This window comes from Herbaspirillum sp. Her3, from assembly GCF_057961275.1.
On the sequence record NZ_CM176328.1, the window covers coordinates 3,996,486 to 4,019,462 of the forward strand.

A 22,977-nucleotide genomic window follows, 5' to 3' on the forward strand; every position below is an offset into this window, starting at 1 on the left:
GTGTTAATCGCCGCTTGCGGCCGATATGCATGCTTCTTCATGGGGCAGGCCGTAACCCTGGGCGCGCACCAGTTGCTGCAGTTCGGCAATGAAGGCCTGGGTCAATTGCGACAGCGGCTCGGTGCGCACGTGCACCAGGTTGGCCCGCAGGATGGGCGCCCGCGCCACCGGCCGCACCACCATCTGGCTGGTCCCGGCCCAGCTGCGCACCGAGAATTCATCCACCAGCGCCACGCCCGCGCCCATCTGCACCAGCGAACAGGCGTTCTGTGGCGAGCCCACTTCCATGATGGGCCGCAAGGCTTCTTCTTCGGACTGGTAGAAGCGCCCGACGATGCCGCCGAAGGGCGACTCGCGGTTGTACGAGATCAGCGGGAAGGGCCGCAGGTCGGCCAGGCTCAGGGTGCCGCGCCGCGTCAGCTCATGGTTGTAGGGCAGCACGCAGACCAGGCGATTGCTGCACAGGGGCGTGACCTGCAGGCTGGGATGCTCCATCGGCAGGATGATGATGCCCAGGTCGGCCTGGCGCGCCAGCAGGCGATCTTTCAGGTAGCCATAGTTGAGGCAGTGGAAGGTCAGCTTGACGTCCGGATGGCGATTGCGGAACAGCGCGATGGCCTGCGGGATCAGCATCTGCCCGATGCTCGGGCTGGAGACGATGTTGAGGATACCGCTGCGGTTTTCCGACAGGTCGGTGGCCAGCTCATTGACGCGCTGCACGGCCTGGTACACGTGTTCCACTTCATGGAACAGCTTCTTGGCCTCGGGCGTGGCATACAGCCGGCCCTTGATGCGTTCGAACAGGGCGAAGCCGACCCGTTGCTCGGTGTGGGACAGCAGACGGCTCACCGCCGGCTGCGAGACGAACAGCAATTGCGAGGCGCCGCTGATGGAGCCGGTCGTCATGACCGCCCGGAACACCTCGATCTGGCGCAGGTTCAGTGCCATGGATCCTCATCGCGCATAACAGCATGTTAAGGGGAACCGACAAATGAGCAAGGAGCATGCCCGTCAGCCTGGGGTACAGTCGTTGCCTGTGCTGACTCCTGTTTTGCGAGAAACCATCATGTCCAATGTCGCGGCCGACGGCCCTGCCCTGTTCGTCATCAATCCCAATAGTACGGCCGCCGTCACGCGCGGCATCGATGCAGCGATGGCGCCGCTGCGCATGGCCGGGGGGCCGGTCATCGAATGCCTGTCGCTGCCCTCCGGCCCGCCTGGCATCCAGACCCAGCAGGACGTGGACAGCGTGGCGCCACAGCTGGTATCGCTGGCGCGCTCCTTGCGTGCCCGTGCCGGTGCGTTCGTCATCGCCTGCTACTCCGATCCTGGCCTGCATGCGGTGCGCGAGGCGGTCGACGTGCCCGTGCTGGGCATCATGGAAAGTGGTGTGCTGACGGCCCTGACACTGGGCCAGCGCTTCGGCGTCATCGCCATCCTGCCGGGCTCGATCCCGCGCCATCTGCGTGCCTACGGGGCGATGGGCGTGCAAGCGCGGCTGGCGGGCGAACTGGCCATCGGCCTGAACGTGACCGAACTGGCCGATTACGACCGCACGCTGGCGCGCATGTGTGATGTCGGCCTGCGCCTGCGCGATACCCATGGCGCCGACGTGATCGTCATGGGATGTGCCGGCATGGCGGTCTATCGCGACGCCTTGCAGGAAGCCCTGGGCATACCGGTGGTCGAACCCAGCCAGGCGGCGGCGGCCATGGCGATCGGCCGCATCAAGATGAACTGGCATGGTGCGTGAGGGCCGATATGAATGAAAATACCCAGCAACTGATAGCGCAGCTGCGCAGCATCGTCGGCGACGCGGGCCTGGTCACGGCAGCCGAGGAGCAGTCTTTCTATGTGAAGGATTGGCTCAATAAATGGCAGGGTCGCGTCGCCGTGGTGGTGCGCCCGGCCGACACGGCGCAGACCGCCGAGGTGGTCCGCCTGTGCCACCTCACCCACACCCCCATCGTCACCCAGGGCGGCAATACCGGCATGAGCGGGGGAGCCACGCCTGACGACAGCGGCGCCCAGGTGATCCTCTCGACCACCCGCATGAACCGCATCCGCGCGGTGGATCCGATCAACAACACCATGACGGTCGACGCCGGCGTGATCCTGGCGCATGCGCAGGAAGCGGCGCGTGCGGCGGGACGCTATTTTCCGCTCAGCCTGGGTGCCGAAGGCAGTTGCACGGTCGGCGGCAACCTGGCCACCAATGCCGGCGGGATTGCGGTGCTGCGCTTTGGCAACATGCGCGAGCTGGCCCTGGGGCTGGAAGTGGTGCTGCCGGATGGGCGCATCTGGAATGGCTTGCGCGGCCTGCGCAAGGACAATACCGGCTACGACCTGCGTGATCTGTTCATCGGTTCGGAAGGCACGCTGGGCGTGATCACCGGGGCCGTACTGAAACTGTTCTCGCAACCGCACGCCCGTGCCACGGCCTGGGTCGGCAGCGACAGCCTGCAACAACTGGCCGAGCTGCTGGCGCGCACCCGGGCACGCTGCGGTGACCGGCTGGTGGCCTTCGAGATGATGTCGGCCGCCTCGCTGGCGCTGGTCCTGCAGCACGTCAGCGACACCCGTGCGCCGCTGGCGCAACCGGCCCGCTACAACGCCCTGATTGAACTGGCCGATACCGAGGACGTGGGCTTGCAGGCCATGCTGGAAGAGCTGCTCGGGCAGGCCATGGAGGATGGGCTGGTAAGCGACGCCATGCTCTGCACCAGCGGCACGCAGGCCGCGGCGCTGTGGAAAATCCGGGAGGGGATTTCACAGGCGCAGGTGCGGGCCGGCAAGGTCATCAAGCACGACATCGCGCTACCGATCTCGGCCATTGCCGGTTTCGTGGACGAGGCTGAAGCGCTCATCTCTGCGTGCGGGTTGCAGGCAGAGATCATCAACTTCGGCCACCTGGGCGATGGCAACCTGCACTTCAATGTAATGATCCCGCTGTCCTCCTCGTATGAAGAGGTCAAGCAGGCCACGCTGCAACTGAACCGGCTGGTGCACGACCTCGTAACGGAGAAACTAGGCAGCATCAGCGCCGAACACGGCGTGGGCCAATTGCGGCGCGACGAACTGCGACACTACAAGTCGCCGCTGGAGATGGAACTGATGTTGCGCATCAAGCAGGCGTTTGATCCGAACCTGATCATGAATCCGGGGAAGCTGCTCTAGAGGATGAACCACGCAGGCGTGACCCCATGAAAAAAATGGCGGCCCCGAGGGTCCGCCATTTTTTCATGCATGACGCTGCGCTTACTTCTTGCGCTGCGGCGGCAAGTCCGTGCAATGCCCTTCTGCCACTTCCGCTGCCATGCCCAGGGACTCGCCCAGAGTCGGGTGCGGGTGGATGGTCTTGCCGATATCGACCGCATCGGCGCCCATCTCGATGGCCAGGGCCACTTCGCCGATCATGTCGCCTGCATGGGTACCAACGATGCCGCCACCGATGATGCGATGGGTCTCGGCATCGAAGAGCAGCTTGGTGAAGCCTTCCGAACGGCCATTGGCCACGGCGCGACCGGATGCGGCCCACGGGAAGTGACCCTTCTCGATCTTGATGCCCTTGGCCTTGGCTTCGTCTTCGGTCACGCCGACCCATGCCACTTCCGGATCGGTATAAGCCACCGAAGGAATGACGCTGGCGTCGAAGAAGCTCTTCTCGCCGGCAATCGCTTCGGCCGCCACGTGGCCTTCATGCACCGCCTTGTGCGCCAGCATGGGCTGGCCCACCAGGTCGCCGATGGCGAAGATGTGCGGGACGTTGGTGCGCATCTGCTTGTCCACGGCAATGAAGCCGCGATCCGAGACGATCACGCCAGCCTTGTCGGCCGACAGCTTCTTGCCGTTCGGGCTGCGACCCACCGCCACCAGCACCAGGTCGTACAGCTGCGGCTCGGGTGCGGTGGCACCAGCTTCAGCGGCTTCGAAAGTGACCTTGATGCCTTCCGGCAGCGCTTCCACGGCCACGGTCTTGGTCTTGACCATGACGTTATCGAAGCGCTTCTCGTTGAACTTCTGCCAGACCTTGACCATATCGCGGTCGGCGCCCTGCATCAGGCCATCCATCATCTCGACCACATCGATGCGTGCACCCAGGGTGGAATAGACGGTGGCCATTTCCAGGCCGATGATGCCGCCGCCGATGACCAGCATACGCTTGGGCACCTGGCGCAGTTCCAGCGCGCCGGTCGAATCGACGATGCGCGGATCCTGCGGCACGAAAGGCAGGTTCACCACCGAGGAACCGGCCGCGATGATGGCGTGCTTGAACTGCACTACCTTCTTGCTGCCATCCGCAGCGGTGACTTCGATATGGTTGGGGCCGGCGAACTGGCCTTCGCCATTGACCACCGCCACCTTGCGGGCCTTGGCCATGCCGGCGAGGCCACCGGTCATGGTGCCGATCACCTTGTCCTTGTAGGCGCGCAGCTTGTCGATGTCGATCTCGGGCTTGCCGAAGGTGACACCGTGCGAAGCCATTGCCGCAGTCTCGTCGATCACGGCGGCCACGTGCAGCAGTGCCTTGGAGGGGATGCAACCGACATTGAGGCAGACGCCGCCGAGCGTGGATTCACGCTCGACGATGACGGTGTTCAGGCCCAGGTCGGCAGCGCGGAAGGCCGCCGAGTAACCACCGGGGCCACCGCCCAGCACCATCACGTCGCACTGCACGTCAGCGCTGCCGCCGAAGCTGGCCGCCGTCGGTGCGGCAGCGGGAGCGGCTGCCGGAGCAGGCGCTGCAGCCGGGGCAGGTGCAGCAGCCGGAGCCGGGGCTGCAGCGGCTTCGCCGGCCGCTTCCACCAGCAACAGCAGCGAACCTTCGGCGACCTTGTCGCCGACCTTGACCTTGACTTCCTTGACCACGCCCGCCTGGCTGGACGGGATTTCCATGCTGGCCTTGTCGGATTCGACGGTGATCAGCGACTGGTCCACCTTGATGGTGTCGCCGACCTTGACCATCACCTCGATGACTTCGACTTCCTTGAAATCCCCGATATCGGGGACCTTGACTTCAGAGAGACTCATTGTCCTGACTCCGTAATGTTCGGTGGTGGCTTAGAGGAGCGACTTGCGCAGGTCGCCCAGCACGTCGGCGAGATACGCCGAGAAGCGCGCGCCCATGGCGCCGTCGATGACACGGTGGTCATAGGACAGCGAGGTCGGCAGCATCAGGCGCGGCACGAATTGCTTGCCATCCCACACCGGCTTGGTGATCGACTTGGACAGGCCCAGGATCGCCACTTCCGGCGCATTGATGATGGGCGTGAAGGCAGTGCCGCCAATGCCACCCAGCGAGGAGATGGTGAAGGTGGCGCCTTGCATGTCGGCAGGCTTCAGCTTGCCGTCACGGGCCTGCGCGGACAGTTCGCCCATTTCGGTAGCGATCTGGCCGATGCTCTTCTGGTCGGCGTTCTTGATGACCGGGACCACCAGGCCATTCGGGGTATCGGCGGCGAAGCCGATGTTGTAGTACTTCTTCAGGATCAGGTTCTCGCCCTTCTCGTCCAAGGACGCATTGAAGGCCGGGAACTTCTTCAGCGCCGAGACGCTGGCCTTGATGACGAAGGCCAGCATGGTCAGCTTGACCGGCGACTTGGCCTTGGCGAAGGCATCGTTGGAGGTCTTGCGGAATTCTTCCAGCTCGGTCACGTCGGCTTCGTCGAACTGCGTCACGTGGGGGATCATCACCCAGTTGCGATGCAGGTTGGGGCCGCTGATCTTCTTGATGCGTGACAGCGGTTGCAGTTCGGTTTCACCGAACTTGCTGAAGTCCAGCGACGGCCACGGCAGCAGGTTCATGCCCGTGCCGCTGCCATTGGTGGCAGGTGCAGAAGCCGCCACCGAGGTGGAACCGGCCATGACGCCCTTGACGAAGTTCTGCACGTCCAATTGCAGGATGCGGCCCTTGGGACCGGTAGCCGGCACGCGCGACAGGTCCACACCCAGCTCGCGGGCGAACTTGCGCACGGATGGCGAAGCGTGGGCCTTGCCACCGGTGCTGGTGGCCGAAGCGGTAGCGATGGCCGGCACGGCGGCGGCAGCCGGTGCGGGGGCTGCGGCAGGCGCAGGTGCAGCCGCAGGGGCGGGCGCGGCTGCAGGCGCAGCAGCGGGAGCAGCGGCAGGCGCACCGCCCGCGACTTCGATGGTGGCGATGATGCTGCCCTTGGACACCTTGTCACCCAGCTTGACCTTCAGTTCCTTGATCACGCCAGCGTGGCTGGAGGGGATCTCCATGCTGGCCTTGTCGGATTCCACGGTCAACAGCGACTGCTCGGCCTTGACGGTATCACCCACCTTGACCATCACTTCGATGACTTCCACTTCCTTGAAGTCGCCGATGTCCGGGACTTCGATCTCGACGGTGCCGCCAGCAGCGGCTGCCGGTGCAGCAGCAGGGGCCGGTGCCGGGGCGGAGGCCTGCGCGGCCGCAGGAGCGGCAGCGGCGGCTTGCGGTGCGGCGGCGGGAGCAGCAGCGCCCTCGCCTTCGACGATCACCAGCAGCGAGCCTTCGGCCACCTTGTCGCCGACCTTGACCTTGATTTCCTTGACCACGCCCGCCTGGCTGGACGGGATTTCCATGCTGGCCTTGTCGGATTCGACCGTGATCAGCGACTGGTCGACCTTGATCGTATCGCCGACCTTGACCATCACCTCAATGACTTCGACTTCCTTGAAATCGCCGATGTCCGGGACTTTTACTTCGACTTGACTCATCTGATGCGCTCCGTTGTTCTGTTCCCTGGCGCTGTGCCGGGAGAAGTATTCGCTTGGGGAAGGTGCTGCCGGGGCAGCGGACCTCCCCGTTGGGGTGGCAGTTCCAGACACGACACATCCCCGCGATCAGCAGGCTGAGGCGGGGATGGTCGGTCAGGCAGTCCTTACACGGTCACCGGGTTGGGCTTGTTGGGATCGATGCCGTACTTGGCGATGGCTTGCGCCACCACTTCCGGCTTGATCTTGCCTTCATCGGCCAGCGACTTCAGGGCGGCCACGGTCACGAAGTAACGGTTCACTTCGAAGAACTCACGCAGCTTGGCGCGGGTGTCCGAACGGCCGTAGCCGTCGGTGCCCAGCACCTTGTAGGAACGGCCCTTCGGCACGAAGGCGCGGACCTGCTCGGCGTAGGTGCGCATGTAGTCGGTGGAGACCACGATCGGGCCTTCGCTGCCTTCCAGCGATTGCTCGAAGTAGCTCTTCTTCGGGGCCTCGGCCGGGTGCAGCATGTTCCAGCGTTCCACGTCCTGGCCATCGCGCGCCAGCAGGGTGAAGGACGGTGCGGACCAGACGTCGGCGTCAACCTTCCAGTCATCACGCAGCAGGTCGGCGGCGGCGATGACTTCGCGCAGGATGGTGCCCGAACCCAGCAGTTGCACGCGCAGCTTGTTTTCCTTGCCGCCTTCGTTGAGCAGGTACAGGCCCTTGATGATGCCCTCTTCCTGGCCCGGCTTGATGCCAGGGTGGCCGTAGTTCTCGTTCATCACGGTGATGTAGTAGAACACGTCTTCCTGGTTGGCCACCATGCGGCGCAGGCCGTCATGGATGATCACCGCGACTTCGTGCGCGAAGGTCGGGTCGTAGGGGATGCAGTTCGGAATCGCCGAAGCGAACACGTGGCTGTGCCCGTCTTCGTGCTGCAGGCCTTCACCGTTCAGGGTGGTACGGCCGGCGGTGCCGCCGATCAGGAAACCGCGTGCGCGCATGTCACCGGCTGCCCAGGCCAGGTCGCCGATACGCTGCAGACCGAACATGGAGTAGTAGGTGTAGAACGGAATCATCACGCGGTTGTTGGTCGAGTACGAGGTCGCCGCAGCGATCCACGAGCTCATGCCGCCCGCTTCGTTGATGCCTTCCTGCAGGATCTGGCCGGCCTTGTCTTCGCGGTAGTACATCACCTGGTCCTTGTCGACCGGTTCGTACAGCTGGCCGACCTGGCTGAAGATGCCGATCTGGCGGAACAGGCCTTCCATACCGAAGGTACGGGACTCGTCGACCATGATGGGCACCACGCGCGGGCCCAGGTTGGGGTCGCGCAGCAGTGCGGTCAGCACGCGCGAATAAGCGGCGGTGGTGGAGATCTCACGGCCTTCGGCAGTGGGTTCCAGCATGGCCTGGAAGGCCGACAGTTCCGGCACCGGCAGCTTTTCGTCAGCGTGCACGCGGCGTTGCGGCAGGTAACCGCCCAGGGCCTTGCGGCGCTCGTGCAGGTACTGCATTTCCGGTGCGTCGTCAGCGGGCTTGAAGAACGGGATGTTCGGCAGTTCAGCATCCGAGATCGGCAGCTGGAAGCGGTCGCGCATGGCGCGGATGGCTTCGTCGTCCAGTTTCTTGGTGTTGTGCGCGGTGTTGCGCGCTTCGCCGGCCTTGCCGAAGCCATAGCCCTTGATGGACTTGGCCAGGATCACGGTGGGCTGGTCCTTGGATTCCTGCGCGACCTTGAAGGCGGCGTAGATCTTGTGCGGGTCGTGGCCGCCACGGGTCAGGCGCCAGATGTCGTCATCCGACATCTTGGAGACCATTTCCAGCAGCTTGGGATGCTTGCCGAAGAAGTGCTTGCGCACGTAGGCGCCATCCTTGGCCTTGTAGTTCTGGTACTCGCCGTCGACGGTTTCCATCATGACCTTCTGCAGGATGCCGTCCTTGTCCTTGGCCAGCAGCTCGTCCCAGCCGCTGCCCCAGATGACCTTGACCACGTTCCAGCCGGCGCCGCGGAAGTCGGACTCCAGTTCCTGGATGATCTTGCCGTTGCCGCGCACCGGGCCGTCCAGGCGCTGCAGGTTGCAGTTGACCACGATGACCAGGTTGTTCAGCTTTTCACGGCCGGCCATGCCGATGGCGCCCATCGATTCCGGCTCGTCCATCTCGCCGTCGCCGCAGAAGGCCCAGACCTTGCGGTTGTCGGTCTTGGCGATGCCACGGGCGTGCAGGTACTTCAGGAAGCGGGCCTGGTAGATCGCCATCAAGGGGCCCAGGCCCATCGAGACGGTCGGGAACTGCCAGAATTCCGGCATCAGCTTGGGGTGCGGGTAGGACGACAGACCGTGACCATCGGCTTCGCGGCGGAAGTGGATCAGTTGGTCTTCGGTCAGGCGGCCTTCCAGGAAGGCGCGTGCGTAGATGCCGGGCGAGGAGTGGCCCTGGATATACAGCAGGTCGCCGCCGTGGTCTTCGGTCGGGGCGTGCCAGAAGTGGTTGAAGCCGATGCCCAGCATGTTGGCCAGCGAGGCGAAGGAAGACAGGTGACCACCCAGGTCGCCATCCACGCGGTTGGCCTTGACCACCATGGCCATGGCGTTCCAGCGCATCCAGGAGCGCAGGCGCTCTTCATATTCCAGGTTGCCCGGGCAGTGCTCGCCCTGGTCGGCGGGAATGGTGTTGACGTAGGCGGTGTTGCTGGAGAAGGGGATATGGGCGCCACGGCGGCGGGCCAGATCGACCATGCGTTCCATCAGGTAGTGGGCGCGATCCGGGCCTTCCTTTTCGATCACGGCTTCGAGGGCATCGAGCCACTCCTGGGTTTCCATCACATCGGGATCGTTGGCGGCCTGCGCCAGAACTTGATCGATTTGGGCTGACATGTCATGTCTCCTGGTTGTTGAGAGATCCGTCCGGTCAGGTGGACCAGCGGGTCGGTCGGTTCATTCGGTAGCAATGCCGCCGGCAGGTGATGCAGGAAAAGCCGTCATGTGTTGACTGTGCCACAACCCTTCCCGGCCCGTGGGGCAAGGCCTGGGTGGCGCAGCAGGCTTAAATGTACGGTCTTCCAGCCGTGTGGACGACGAATTTTATCAGGGAATTTTTGATTTTCAAATTACGATAATCAATTTCATAATGCGAAAATATGCTGCAAAGCGGCATGGATAGCGGCTTCCAGGGCCTCGTATTTTTACTATATCGGCTTGTGGGCGCGGTTTTCTTGCCCTGTTTGCAATGCGGCAAAGGCCTGCTGGAGCGCCTTAAAGAGCATTTTTGACGCGGCAAAAGTGAACGAAAATAATTGCCAATCCAGCAACGAAGGGCATTTCCACGCGATCAACAAAAACGCCTCGTCCAGGGACGAGGCGTTGCCTGTTGGTTACTTCTTCAACTATTGCTCTATATAAATGAAGACAAATTAGATGGCGATGTTGCCCAGGGTGCTAGCGCGATAAGCCGCGACGAAGGTATCGAAGTCTCCCACCTGGGTGCGCTCGATGTCGCGCTGGGCATCCAGCGAGGCCTGGGCGATGACCACGAAGTCGGCCGTCTTGGACGGCGGCAGCGGACGGGCGATCAGTTCTGCGGCCTGGCGCTGGCTGTTGGCCAGGGTATAGGCCGGGAAGGAGTTACCAGACGCACGGATCTCGCGCAGCACCCGCGCCGAGGGCGTACTGTCGGGATCGGCCAGCTTGGCGCGCTGGGCGGCCAGGCTGTCTTGGTGCTGGCTGCCGCCCAGATGGCGGTCCAGCAGTTCGGCGACCGGCGCCATGCGGTCCAGCAACTGATGGCCCCAGTCGGTCAGCAGGATGGATTCACCCTTGGAGTGCAGTTGCAGGCCGGGACGGCGACCTTCCTTGACGGTGGCCAGGAAGTTGGCACGGTTTTCCGCGCCCTCCTCGTCCGAGGTCAGGCAGCTCGACTCCAGCGCCAGGAAGTGCAGGAAGACATCCAGGAAGCGGGCGGCTTCCAGCCCGATGCCCAACGGATTGAAGGGATCGATGTCCATGCAGCGCACTTCCACATACTGCACGCCGCGCGCCGAGAGCGCCTGTACCGGACGCTCGCCGCTGTTGATGACGCGCTTGGGGCGGATCGAGGAGTAGAACTCGTTTTCGATCTGCAGGATGTTGGTATTGATCTGTACCCATTCGCCGTCGCGCTTGGTACCGATGGCTTCATAGGGCGGATACGGCTGGCTGACCGCATGCGACAGGCTGCGGATGTAGGCCGGCAGGTTGTTGTAGTGCGGCGTGATGTTGGCCTGGGCGTGGTTCTGGTAACCCAGGTCGCTCATGCGCAGGCTGGTGCCGTAGGGCAGGTAGAGCGTGTCTTCCGAGAGCGTCTCCAGCTGATGCGGGCGGCCGCGCAGGAAGTTGGTCGCCACGGCCGGCGATGCACCGAAGAGGTACATCAGCAGCCAGCTGTAGCGGCGGAAGTTGCGGATCAGGGCGATGTAGCGCTCGGACTGGTAATCGCGGCGCGACAGCGAGGGATCGACGGTATCGTCCTCGTCGCGCAGGACTTCCCACAGGTCTTCACTTAATGAGAAGTTGTAGTGAATCCCGGCGATGCATTGCATGGTGCGGCCATAGCGCAGCGCCAGGCCACGGCGATAGACGTGCTTCAACATGCCGATGTGCGAGCTGCCATACCAGGCGATGGGAATCTCGTCTTCCGGCGGCAGTACGCAGGGCATGGAGGCATTCCACAGGAATTCGCCATCGAGCTTGGCATAGGCAAAGCGATGGATCTCGTCCAGGCGCTGCAGGGCATCGGCGATGTCGGGCATGGCCGGGGTGATGAATTCCAGCAACGCTTCGGAGTAATCGGTGGTGATCAGGTCATTGGTCAGGGCCGAACCCAGCGCCGGCGGATGGGGCGTGCGGGCCAGATGGCCGTGGGCATCCACGCGCAGCGTCTCCCGCTCCACGCCGCGCAGGCCCTGGCCCAGCAGCGCAAGATGGTGCGGCTGGGAAAGCTGTTGCAGGCGGCGGGTCAGGAGATCGGTCATGCGGTAGTCCTTGTATCTGGGTGCTCTCTGTCAGGAGCGGGGTCCTCTGGATGCGGGAGCATAACCGAAATTGCAAATCGCCGTCGTGCGCTGCCCCAAAAGCCGACAGCAAGGAAAGGCCGGACGAATGTTTTCAATCAGGCAACAAGCTCTCGCCGCCCCTGCATGTCGTCCGTCCTGCCGCCTGGCTTTATAATCACGGGTTCTGGCGCCTTGCGCCCTTCAGTGGCCCGGCCTGTCCGGCGCCTTCCTCCCAGCCCTGCCTTTTATTTGCCTTATCTGCCATGTCTGCCCAACTGATCGACGGAAACCTGCTCTCCCAACAACTGCGCGCCGAGGTCGCCCAACGCGCCGCCGCCCTCACCGCCCAGGGCAAGCAACCCGGCCTGGCCGTGATCCTGGTGGGCGACAGCCCGGCTTCCCAGGTCTACGTGCGCAACAAGGTCAAGGCCTGCCAGGACAATGGCCTTCATTCCGTTCTTGAGAAATATGAAGCCTCGATGACGGAAGCCGAGCTGCTGGCCCGCATCGATGCCCTCAACAGCGATCCCAAGATCAACGGCATCCTGGTCCAGCTGCCGCTGCCGGCGCATATCGACGCCCACAAGGTAATCGAAGCCATCGCCCCGGAAAAGGACGTGGACGGCTTCCACGTCAGCAACGCCGGCCTGTTGATGACCGGCCAGCCGCTGTTCCGCCCCTGCACGCCCTATGGCGTCATGAAGATGCTGGAATCGATCAATTACCCGGTGCGCGGCGCCAATGCCGTGGTGGTCGGTGCTTCCAACATCGTCGGCAAGCCGCAGGCGATGTTGCTCTTGCAAGCCGGCGCCACCGTCACCATCTGCAATTCCAAGACCCGTGACCTCGGCCACCACACCCGCCAGGCCGACATCCTGGTGGTCGCTACCGGCAAGCGCAACATCGTCACTGCGGATATGGTCAAGCCTGGCGCGGTCGTCATCGACGTCGGCATGAACCGCGATGACAACGGCAAGCTGTGCGGCGACGTCGATTTTGCCAATGCCAAGGAAGTTGCCGGCTGGATCACCCCGGTGCCGGGTGGCGTGGGTCCGATGACCATCACCATGCTGCTGGTCAACACCATCGAAGCCGCCGAACGCAGCTGATCGGCACGCCTTTAGCGCAATCCCCTCCGGCAGCCTGGCTGCCGGATGTTTACTGAGAAACGAGAGCCCATGACCACCACCGACATCGCCGCCAATCCCCTGCTCGACTTCTCGGGCTATGCCCAGTTCGATGCGATCAAGCCCGAACACGTCACCCCGGCGCTGGACAAGCTGCTGGCCGACGCCAGCCGCTTGGTGACCGAACTGGAAGCGCCGATGGCCGAGGTCACCTGGGACAACTTCGTCGAACCGCTGGAGTCGGCCACCGAAAAGCTGGGCCGCGCCTGGAGCGTGGTCGGCCACCTGAATTCGGTGATGGACACCCCGGCCCTGCGTGCCACCTACAACGAGAACCAGCCGCGCCTGGTGGAATTCTGGACCTCGCTGGGCCAGAACCTGGCCTTGTTCGAGAAGTACAAGGCGCTGCAGGCCAGCCCGGCCTTCGCTTCCCTGTCGGCGGCGCGCCGCAAGGTGGTGGACAATGCCGTGCGCGACTTCCGCCTGTCCGGTGCCGAACTGGCCGACGACAAGAAGGAACGCTTCGCCGAGATCCAGGAAAAGCAGGCCATGCTGACCACCCGTTTCTCCGAAAACGTGCTGGATGCCACCAATGATTTCGCCCTCTTCGTCGAGGACGAGGCCGAATTGTCGGGGATTCCGGCCGATGTGAAGCAAGCTGCACGTGCCGCCGCCGAGAAGGACGGCAAGCCCGGCTACAAGTTCACCCTGCACTTCCCCTCTTATTTCCCCGTTCTGCAATATGCAGATAATCGCGCGCTGCGCGAGAAAATCTACCGCGCCAACGCCACCAAGGCGTCGGAGCTGGGCGTCAAGCCGGAATGGGACAACAGCGCCAACATCGACCAGATCCTGCAATTGCGCAAGGAAGAAGCGCAACTGCTGGGCTATGCCAACTTCGCCGAAGTCTCGCTGGTGGCCAAGATGGCCAAGTCACCCAGCGAAGTGATCGCCTTCCTGGAAGACCTGGGCCAGCGCGCCCGCCCCTTCGGTCAGAAAGACTATGAAGAACTGAAGACCTTCGCCCGCGAAAAGCTGGGCCTGGATGAGCTCAAGGCGTGGGACAGCACCTATGCCTCCGAAAAACTGCGCGAGCAGCGCTACGCCTTCTCGGAACAGGAAGTGAAGCAATATTTCCCCGAGCCCAAGGTGGTCGGCGGCCTGTTCCAGGTGGCGCAGCAGCTCTTCGGCGTGCAGATCAAGCCCGATACCGCCCCGGTCTGGCACAAGGATGTGAAGTTCTTCCGCATCGAGCGCGACGGCCAGCTGGTCGGCCAGTTCTACCTGGACCTGTATGCCCGCTCCGGCAAGCGTGGCGGCGCCTGGATGGATGACGCCCGCGCCCGCCGCCTGACCGCGCAGGGCGTGCAAACCCCGATTGCCTACCTGGTCTGCAACTTCACCGAACCTGCCGTGGTCGATGGCGTGACCAAGCCGGCTCTGTTCACCCATGATGAAGTCATCACCCTGTTCCATGAGTTTGGCCATGGTCTGCACCACATGCTGACGCAAGTCGATGAAGTGGGCGTATCGGGTATTTCCGGTGTGGAATGGGATGCGGTGGAACTGCCTTCGCAGTTCATGGAAAACTTCTGCTGGGAATGGGATGTGCTGCAGCAGCTGACCTCGCATGCAGAAACCGGCGAGCCGCTGCCGCGTGCGCTCTACGACAAGATGATCGCCGCCAAGAACTTCCAGTCCGGCTTGCAGATGCTGCGCCAGGTGGAGTTCTCACTGTTCGACATGCTGATCCACCATGAATATGAAGTGGGTGGCAACCAGACCGTGCAGCAACTGCTCGACAGCGTGCGCGACCGCATCGCCGTGATCCGTCCGCCGGAGTTCAACCGCTTCCAGCATTCGTTCTCGCACATCTTTGCGGGTGGGTATGCGGCGGGTTACTACAGCTACAAGTGGGCGGAAGTGCTGTCGGCTGACGCTTACAGCGCCTTTGAAGAGGCGGCTGCCAGCAGCGGCAATGTGATCTCGCTGGAAACCGGCCGCCGCTTCCAGCAGGAAATCCTGGCTGTGGGCGGTTCGCGTCCGGCTATCGAGTCATTCAAGGCGTTCCGTGGGCGGGAGCCGAGCATTGATGCGCTGCTGCGGCATAGTGGGATGGCGGCCTGAGTAGTAGTCGGCTCAATGAAGGAGCAGAATGGACTGTCAGTGTAGACAGTTCGCCAGATGGACAATGAAGCCTTGGCGAGAGTCAAGGCTTTTTTAATTTTTAGAGCAACATCTAAGCAGCGCAACGGCGCGGAATTTGTTAGTACGGCCTTGCTAAAACCGGTGACCGGTGCAAGCTTTACGAACCTTGAAACAGATGTTCTTGGACCTTAGGGACTTGGGCTATGAGGGGTCGTATGACCGCGTGGCGGCCTTCGGAAGGCAGTGGAAAGCGGATCAGATGGAGAGGGTCAATTCTGCGAGCAAATCAACAATGAGCAGGTTTGTGGTCTAAACGCGGACAACTTAGGATATAAATTTCCGAGGAAGTGGGGGGAGTTTTCAGTCAGCGAGAAGCGATTCATTTCAACCTAACTATGGAGATTTTTCCACTGTTTAAGATGACTATCAATTGCAGAATCGAGAAATTGGGAAAAAGTGTTCCATGCTTTCGTCGGGCTCTCTTGCCCCTCAAAAAATTGAAATATCGGGGGATCTTCTTCTTCGGAAAGAAAATAATTTATCTCATACCCCTGATGCATACAAAACACTTTGGCGCATGTACCAAGTATCGTACTTTTACCAAGTTCAGCCAATAAACCCATTGCTTGGGCGTGTCCGATTTTTTGTGTAAACGGGATTTCGTTTAATTCATAGAGATACGTTCACCGAACTGGATAGTAAACCGAGTCAGTGCAGCTTTCCAATCTCGGATGGGCAGCGTCCACTTTTTACTGATGTTGCGCAGGGCCAGGAAGAAGAGTTTAATCAGCGCCTCATCGCTGGGGAACGAGCCCCGGTTCTTAGTCAGCTTGCGCAAACTCATGTTGACCGACTCGATGGCATTGGTCGTATAGATGACCTTTCGAATCTCTGGTGGGAAGTCGAAGAACGGAATCAGACGGGGCCAGTTGCGCCGCCAGGATTGGCCGATAGGCAGATACTCTGCATCCCATTTCTCTTCGAATTCACCGAGTCGGAGTTCGGCTTCTTCGGCGGTTGCCGACTGGTAAATCAATCGTAGGTCAGCCGCCACCTCCGGACGTCGTTTCCATGAGACGTAATTCAAGCTGTGCCGGACCATGTGGACGATACACAGCTGCACCGTGGTCTTCGGGAACACAGCTTCGATGGCATCCGGGAAGCCCTTCAAGCCGTCAACGCAAGCGATGAAGATATCTTGCACGCCGCGATTACGCAGCTCAGTGACAACCTGCAGCCAGAACTTGGCGCCTTCCGTTTGCGCTAGCCACAGTCCCAACACCTCCTTCTCACCGTCCATGGTGATGCCGATGGCTAGGTAGACGGCTTTTACTCGCACCGTTCCTTCACGCACTTTGACATGGATACAGTCGAGATAAACGATGGGATAAATTGGATTCAATGGCCTAGCTTGCCAGGCTTTGACTTCATCGACAACGGCGTCAGTGACCGATGAAATCAGGCTGGGTGACACCTCGGTTCCATACATCTCTTCCAGGTGCGCCTGAATCTCTCTTACTGTCATGCCACGGGCATACAGCGAAATAATCTTGTCGTCGAAGCCGGCCCAGCGCGTCTGATGCTTGGTTACCAGCTTCGGTTCGAAGCTGCCATGACGGTCTCGAGGAACTTCAATTGGCAACTCGCCGAATTCGCCCTTTAGCGTCTTGCGACTCTTGCCGTTTCGGGTGTTGCCCGACTCATTGGCTACGCTCCCGTGCTTCTCATGGCCCAGGTGCTCGCTCAGCTCGGCTTCCAGGGCTCGTTCCACCACCAGCTTGGTGAGATGCTTCAACAGGCCTTCTTCACCTATTAAATCTTCGGGATTCTTGTAATTGGCTAGCAATCCAGCCAGTAATTCTTCGGGTACGTCGTGTTTCTTTTTACTCATTGTGGCTCCGGACAAGGCGACAGTTTCCTGCCAATAGTCCGTTTACACAAAATTATGTACAGGCCCGCCTGGGCACTGCCACCAAGACGCAAGGAAGGAAGCTTGCTCCTCAACTCCGCTGACACTGCCGGCAGAATGCCCGGCAGCTTTTCCTCAAAAGTTGCGACAACGCGGAACCAGTTTCCATCTTGCTCTGCCTTCTTGACCTCCTCTTGCAAACGCATGGAAAAGACCTGCCACGCGATTGCGTCATTGAATGCATAAGTGCGCTCCGCGCCCGCCCCCATCTGCTGTGCAGAACGCTGTGCATCCTGCCAGACAATTTCCAGTGGTCCCAACCAGAGGAGGAAGGCCAGCATAGCCGCCAACATTCGCTGCCAGAGCGCGCGGGGTTTCGGTCATGTACCAACAGAGAGCATCAGCGAAGAACCAGCTAACGGCGGCCCCTGCCGCAAAAACCTTCTCGACATGGCATTGGATGAGGTGGCGCGTTGCATGAGATTCCCCGATTTTTCTTGTATGCGTATTCCCGGACCGGCGCGCGATCAAACGACACTCCGGTCTTGCGTCACCGATGCGGTGACAACGATGTTTATTGCTGGATTTTTGCCGAAGAGGTCAGTTCGCCAACCAGTTTCAGGGTGGCTTGCTCGAGCGCCTTGCGTTCCATGGTCTGGCGCAACGCGGCCTTTACGTCGTCGTATTGCGGCACTTGAGTTGGCCGCAGCTGATCCAGCCGGATGACGTATCGCTCGTTGTTCCAGACCACCGGCGCCTGCGTCACACCACCAGGGACCAGTTCAGAAATCGCCTGCGCTACCGGCAGGGGAAGGTTTTGCGTCTTGCCTTCAGTAGCCGGCAACTTGAAACTCACCCATTCAAGCTCGCCGCCTCGATTCTTGTTGGCAGCGGTGCTGTATTGCGCTGCGAGCTTCGCAAAGTCTGCCCCGGCCTTGACTTGTTCCAGGACTTTCTGGGCGCTGGCTTCGTCTTCAACCTGAATCAGCCGAGCCTTGTACTCATTAGGCCCGAGACTTCCAACAATGGCGTTGAACTGCTCGCGTACCATATCCTCGGTAACGGGCGATGGCTTGATCGCATCACGCAAATAGAGCTGGATCATCGCGGCATCCTTGGCCTCCTGCATGGCCTTCTTGACTTCAGGACGATTTTCCAGCGCCGGACTCTTGATGGCCTGCTGACGGAATAGCTCCCGTGCGATGAGTTGCGATTTGACTGCATTGCGTAGCTGTGCAGAGTCAGGCAATCCCGTGAGCTTGATGGCCTCCTGGACCTGGCTTTCAGGAATGTTCTTGCCATTGACGACGGCGGCCACACCGGCCGGAGGCGAAGACTTGTCGATCGTCTGAGCAAACAGCAAGGCGGGTACGATCAACAAGCTGGTACAAAGCGTATGACGGAGAGAAAGGCTATTCATCATTTTTCATATCCTTTTTAAAAATGGTCTTTGATCAGATTGGGTCCATGGCGCTAGTACGACCAGTTCAATGTAGCCAGCAACAAGGTTTCCCTTCTCGGCAGGAAATTGGGTTGTTGCACAGGCCGGCCGAGTGTGAGCTCACTGGTCCAGGCATGCTTTGCGCTTTGGTACTGCAGGCGTGTGCCCAGCCCCAGACCGGACAGCCTGCGTGTCTGGCCCTCTGCAATCAGTTCGGTGATGCCCGTATCAAAAAATACGTAAGGTTCGATACGGACGTCGGCCACGGCGGGCGTATTGCTCCACACGATTTCGTTTCTTGAATAGGCTCCCCGGTCGCCACTCACTCCGCTCTCGCGAAATCCTCGAACAGACGACATGCCACCGACGAAGATTTGCTCGGACCCGAACAATGCCTGCCGTGTCCATTGGCCGTTTACCTGCATACGCATCATGAATTGGGTCGCGTCGGGAGACGGCAGCGCAAAAGAAAATGCGCCATTGACATCCAGTTTCGTGAACTGGCCATGCGCTTCGCTATCCTGGATCTGCGCACTATCCTTGTCGGCGCCGAAGGCGGACAAGCCGCGCGATACGCCGCCCTCCAGCGTCAGGCTTGCCGGTCGTTTTTCGATGAGAAAGCGCCATAGCTTATTGATTGCCACACGCAGCACCGAAAGCTTCTGCGGTGCCAACGGCAGATTGTTGATATCGCGTTCCGAGCGACGTAATGACAGGGTGACATCCAATGCCAGTTTGGAGGCCTGACTCCGGGAAATCACGCGATTCCAGCCCCAGGTACTGGCCAGGGTCTTGCCATATAACAGAGCAGTATCGCTGATGAGTGCCTGATATTCCGACAGCGACGTCGTATAGCTGAAGGTGTTGTACCCAAGCGGCACAGAAGCCGATCCCACCAGAGCATTGGTTTCACGGCTGCCGCTGTAGTTGAACGAGACGATCTCCTGGAATCCGAGCAGGTTGTCTGCCTCTACGCCAACCCGCGTGCGATTCAATCCGGTCTGCTGACTGCCGTAATTATCCATGCCCGCGCTGAACCACAACCGGTCACCGATCGTATTCTTGATACCGATGATGGACCCACCTGGCGAACTGCCGGGCAATATCTGCATTTCGGCCTTGTTACGCCGCATGCGGTTGATTTGCTCAACGCCCTGCTCCAGATCGGCGAGATGAAGCACGTCGTCCGGCGCTGCCGGAATCGCCATCCGCACCCCGAAATCCGTGAGCCAGCCTCCACTGTCGGGCTGCGCGGCGTAATCGCTCGGTGAAATCTGCTGTCCGTTCAGTTGAATGGATTCGATCTTTCCTGAGACCAGCGTGATGACCAGTGTTCCTGATCGCAGGTTCTGTTCGCCCAAATAAGCACGACTGGTAATCAAACCTTCATTGACGAAGCGCTCAGTCAGACGGCGCAATAATTGATTGATGCGGGCGCTTCCCAAGCTTTTTTTCAAGAAAGGCTGAGCAATTTTTTGAAGGTCGGATGAAGACAATACCGCGTCACCGGCGAAATCAATATGTTCAATGAGGAAGGTCGGTCCAGTTTCAGGAATCTGCTCGATATCACTGGCGTCCGCTGCGGGCAGATCGCGCCCGGGCGCCAGGATCTGAGCGGGCGGCTGTTCGATCTCGCGCTGCCGATCACGCTCCCGTTGTTCCTGTAAAAGGCGTTGTGCCGGATCCTGTTCTACACGCGGCACTTGAGCGGCGGCAGATAAACTGAGCGTGAGTGATGCGATAGATGCAGTCAGCATCATTGTCTTTGCTCGGACTTCTTTACTACCGCGCGCCATGCCGAGTCGATTGCCGGTCACCATAGACCGCTTCCCAGTCCCAAGCTGCTGTCAATAGCGACGGGATCGCGACGCGCCGCGCGAATGGTCAAGATGCCATTGGTCGCGATGAGTTGACTCATCCCGGTAAAACTACCGCCGCTGATGACTCCTTGCCCGTTCAGGATGAGTTGATTGGCGGCCAGCCACGACCCTCCAATATCCGTTGCATAGAGCCGCGCCCAACTGCTGCCAAACCAGCTCTTCATGCCACTCTGGGAATACGCCCGGTAGCCCAGTATTCCTTGAGCATAGATGCTGGGGGCCGTGATACTCAGGTTACCCAGCGCGGTCACATCGCCGCCAATATTGACCGCTTCCGTTCCAGCGCGAATGGTGATGTTGCCGCTCGCAGAAAGCGTACCGCCATGACTGGTGATATTGCTGGAGGCCGTCGCATGGCAAAAGATCACGCAGCTGCGCTGAAGATGGGCGCTACCATCAAAGAGTGCCTCGTTATGAAAGCGGTCGCTGACGGCAATGTTCACGTCGCCGTTGTTGACCAGCGCGATGCCCCCCTGATTCACAAAATTGGATGCCGTCGCACTTAACCCTGTCTCAGCCACCAGATAGGCCAGTTGGTCCGGCATGGCGACCTTGCCATAGTCGACGTCGAAACCGGAATTGCGCTCGGTAAAGAACACCCACCGTTTGGTGCTATTGGTATAGCTGGTCGGTTGTTCACCGTTCGCACCAGCGGTCTTGTCGATGGCATTGGCGATCGTGCCACCCGCAATGAGAGTCAAGGCGCCGTTACTGATGATGCGGGCGTTACGGTTGGAGATGTCAGCGCCCGCTTGAACAAGCACGTCATCGGCAGTGCCGAAAATAGCACCCAGCATTGAAGAGGAAGGAGACTGATTCAGCACGCTACCGGCTGCGCGCAAAGTGACCGCGCCAACAGATCCGCTATTGCCGCTGATGCGCGAGCTCCCCTGCAGCAGGCTACCGACATTGATAAGGTCACCGCTGCTATTGATCAACAATCCGCCCGCAGAGGCAACGACAGAACTTCCTTGCTGGCCCACGTTATTCGCGGAAAAACCCGAATCCTGCAACACGACGTTGCGGGCAGCGAGCAGATCCGTTGCGAGCAGGCTGGTGGCACCGGTAGTGGTAATGCCGACATCCCCGGCCTGGGAGCGGAGCAGACCTTTGACGGAGACGCCGCTCTGCACGTCGTTGGTCGAAGAGAATCCTGCTGCAGCAATAGAGACGCCGGCCATTGCGTCGACTGTCGCGCCGGCCAGCGTCATCGCACCGCTCAGGTTGGCGGTGAACGTGCCAGTACGCGAGGTTGCACTGGAACCAATCAGGCCGCTTTGTGAAGACCAGAGCGACAGGTTATTCGCCTTGATGATCAGGTCCTGATCCGCGCCAAGCTGAGTAGCAGCCAGTTGTAAATCCTGGCCCTGGTTATAGATCGCGAGGCCTCCGGTCGCGTCCAACTGGCTACGCTCGGCGGTGATCGCGGCGGTACCCGCGACACCATCGCTGCCGATGAGAATATTTCCGCGTTGAGAAACGATGACATTGCCGTTCGCGTCGATCCCTCTTGTACCAGCCGTCACCGTCGTGTCCGCAAACGATATACGCTGGCTTCGGATGTCCACCGTGCGGCCTGCCTGTAGCGATGATCCTGTGCCATTGGAGGAACTCTCCAGGCTCGTACTGGCGACGATCACGTCATTGGCCGCCTTGATATGGCCGCCTGTAATGTGGAGATCACCATTGCCCGCGATGCTGAAGTCACCCACGTTTGCGAAGATCGAACCCGCGTGACGTACACCGGCGCCTTGATCCGTAATGATCAGTTCAACCTTGCCTGCGCTCAAGCTCCCCAGCGCAGTGATATCCAGGACCGTCACGCCGGTCCCGCTTGCTCCAGTGGAGGAATGTCCGATCCACGTACTCAACAGATCCGTTGGAGAGACGCTGCCATCAATCTCCGAATGCGTTGATCCTGTGGCGGTCCTGATGCGCGAGGCACTATTGGCGACGGTATTGAGCACGGGGCCATTGATCGATATCTGCTTGGCGATCAATTCCAGATCGAGCATTGCACCGCTCAAACCATCGGGCCCGATGGTGATCTGGCCTGCGTTGGTATTGAGAATGATGTTGCGCTGAACGTTGCCCGGCGAAAGTGTGATGTCGTTGAAACTGACCTGGCCGGTGCTCAAGGCCACATTGCCCGTGTTGACGAAACTGCCGCCATTGACCGTAATACCGTTCGGGTTGGCGATGACGACATTGGCGCGCGAGCCGAGAACGGTAATGTCGCCTTGTATCAGGCTGGGATTCGTGCTGGTGACCTGATTGACGATGTTGCGGGCATTGACGCCGACGTTGTTCAACACCGCCCCGGCCTTGCTGACATTGAAGTCGGTATAGGTATTGTGCGAGACGCCCGATACTGCCGGGGCGATATTGATGGTCGCGCGGCCGGCCGTCGTACTTACACTGGTGGCGGTAGTCCCATCAGGCGTAATTCCTGCGCCATAGGCGGGTAATACCGTGCTACTGATCAGCACGGCCAATACCTTCCCGATGGGGGCATTGTGGATGATCCCCATGAAGTACTTTCTAGAACCCATTTCATCAATAGGCGTGAGATGCGTTCTGCCCAGAGGGAGCGGCCCGTTTGGGCGAATTGCTGCGTTACGAATTTGGGTCAAGACGTCCAGTCTTGACCCAAATTCGCGCCTTGCACTTCATCCCAAACGGGACTCGCTCGCACTCACGCCTATTGATGAAATGGGTTCTAATTGTTTTGATGTCGA

The 22,977-nt window shown here is 60.6% G+C and carries 14 protein-coding genes; 4 read left to right on the plus strand and 10 right to left on the minus strand.

Features of this window, described 5'->3' with window-relative positions; genetic code table 11:
• Positions 1 to 3: 3 nt before the first annotated feature.
• Positions 4 to 948: a LysR substrate-binding domain-containing protein gene (locus tag ACVC5H_RS18355; RefSeq protein ID WP_489619208.1), complete on the minus strand. Its 945-nt coding sequence runs from the start codon at positions 946 to 948 to the stop codon at positions 4 to 6.
• A gap of 118 nt (positions 949 to 1,066) precedes the next feature.
• Between ACVC5H_RS18355 and ACVC5H_RS18360 the strand changes: the two genes are divergently transcribed.
• Positions 1,067 to 1,753, plus strand: a complete 687-nt coding sequence (locus ACVC5H_RS18360; protein WP_489619209.1) for an aspartate/glutamate racemase family protein — start codon at positions 1,067 to 1,069, stop codon at positions 1,751 to 1,753.
• A gap of 8 nt (positions 1,754 to 1,761) precedes the next feature.
• Positions 1,762 to 3,177 carry an FAD-binding oxidoreductase gene (locus ACVC5H_RS18365; protein WP_241821013.1) on the plus strand — a complete coding sequence of 472 codons (1,416 nt, stop codon included), beginning with the start codon at positions 1,762 to 1,764 and terminating at the stop codon, positions 3,175 to 3,177.
• A gap of 81 nt (positions 3,178 to 3,258) precedes the next feature.
• Here the strand turns inward: ACVC5H_RS18365 and lpdA are convergent, their stop codons facing one another.
• From lpdA to gshA, 4 genes are all read right to left on the minus strand, one after another.
• Complete coding sequence (gene lpdA, locus ACVC5H_RS18370; RefSeq protein ID WP_489619210.1) at positions 3,259 to 5,031, minus strand: dihydrolipoyl dehydrogenase; 1,773 nt, start codon at positions 5,029 to 5,031, stop codon at positions 3,259 to 3,261.
• Positions 5,032 to 5,061: 30 nt separating this feature from the next.
• A complete protein-coding gene (gene aceF / locus ACVC5H_RS18375; protein ID WP_489619211.1) occupies positions 5,062 to 6,831 on the minus strand; it encodes a dihydrolipoyllysine-residue acetyltransferase in 1,770 nt (589 codons plus the stop codon).
• Positions 6,832 to 6,884: 53 nt separating this feature from the next.
• Entirely contained in the window at positions 6,885 to 9,581 is a 2,697-nt protein-coding gene (gene aceE, locus ACVC5H_RS18380) for a pyruvate dehydrogenase (acetyl-transferring), homodimeric type (protein WP_489619212.1), read from the minus strand.
• 536 nt (positions 9,582 to 10,117) lie between these two features.
• The gene (gshA, locus tag ACVC5H_RS18385) at positions 10,118 to 11,713 is read right to left on the minus strand and encodes a glutamate--cysteine ligase (RefSeq protein WP_489619213.1); all 1,596 of its coding nucleotides are present in this window, start codon (positions 11,711 to 11,713) and stop codon (positions 10,118 to 10,120) included.
• A gap of 284 nt (positions 11,714 to 11,997) precedes the next feature.
• On the opposite strand from gshA, the gene folD reads away from it, so the two are divergent.
• Positions 11,998 to 12,843 (plus strand): bifunctional methylenetetrahydrofolate dehydrogenase/methenyltetrahydrofolate cyclohydrolase FolD, encoded by an 846-nt coding sequence (gene folD / locus ACVC5H_RS18390; RefSeq protein WP_489619214.1) that lies wholly within the window; start codon positions 11,998 to 12,000, stop codon positions 12,841 to 12,843.
• A 69-nt stretch (positions 12,844 to 12,912) separates the two neighbouring features.
• Positions 12,913 to 14,988: a M3 family metallopeptidase gene (locus ACVC5H_RS18395; RefSeq protein WP_489619215.1), complete on the plus strand. Its 2,076-nt coding sequence runs from the start codon at positions 12,913 to 12,915 to the stop codon at positions 14,986 to 14,988.
• A 685-nt stretch (positions 14,989 to 15,673) separates the two neighbouring features.
• On the opposite strand, the gene ACVC5H_RS18400 is transcribed toward ACVC5H_RS18395, so the two are convergent.
• The 5 genes from ACVC5H_RS18400 to ACVC5H_RS18420 form a co-directional block, all read right to left on the minus strand.
• Positions 15,674 to 16,900: an IS256 family transposase gene (locus ACVC5H_RS18400; protein WP_209585377.1), complete on the minus strand. Its 1,227-nt coding sequence runs from the start codon at positions 16,898 to 16,900 to the stop codon at positions 15,674 to 15,676.
• Complete coding sequence (locus tag ACVC5H_RS18405) at positions 16,897 to 17,259, minus strand: hypothetical protein (protein ID WP_489619216.1); 363 nt, start codon at positions 17,257 to 17,259, stop codon at positions 16,897 to 16,899. Before ACVC5H_RS18405 ends, ACVC5H_RS18400 begins: the two co-directional genes overlap by 4 nt.
• A gap of 233 nt (positions 17,260 to 17,492) precedes the next feature.
• Positions 17,493 to 18,341 (minus strand): peptidyl-prolyl cis-trans isomerase, encoded by an 849-nt coding sequence (locus tag ACVC5H_RS18410; RefSeq protein WP_489619217.1) that lies wholly within the window; start codon positions 18,339 to 18,341, stop codon positions 17,493 to 17,495.
• Positions 18,342 to 18,391: 50 nt separating this feature from the next.
• Complete coding sequence (locus ACVC5H_RS18415; protein WP_489619218.1) at positions 18,392 to 20,179, minus strand: ShlB/FhaC/HecB family hemolysin secretion/activation protein; 1,788 nt, start codon at positions 20,177 to 20,179, stop codon at positions 18,392 to 18,394.
• The gene (locus ACVC5H_RS18420; RefSeq protein ID WP_489619219.1) at positions 20,173 to 22,770 is read right to left on the minus strand and encodes a two-partner secretion domain-containing protein; all 2,598 of its coding nucleotides are present in this window, start codon (positions 22,768 to 22,770) and stop codon (positions 20,173 to 20,175) included. The genes ACVC5H_RS18415 and ACVC5H_RS18420 overlap by 7 nt, the downstream gene beginning before the upstream one ends.
• Positions 22,771 to 22,977 lie beyond the last annotated feature (207 nt).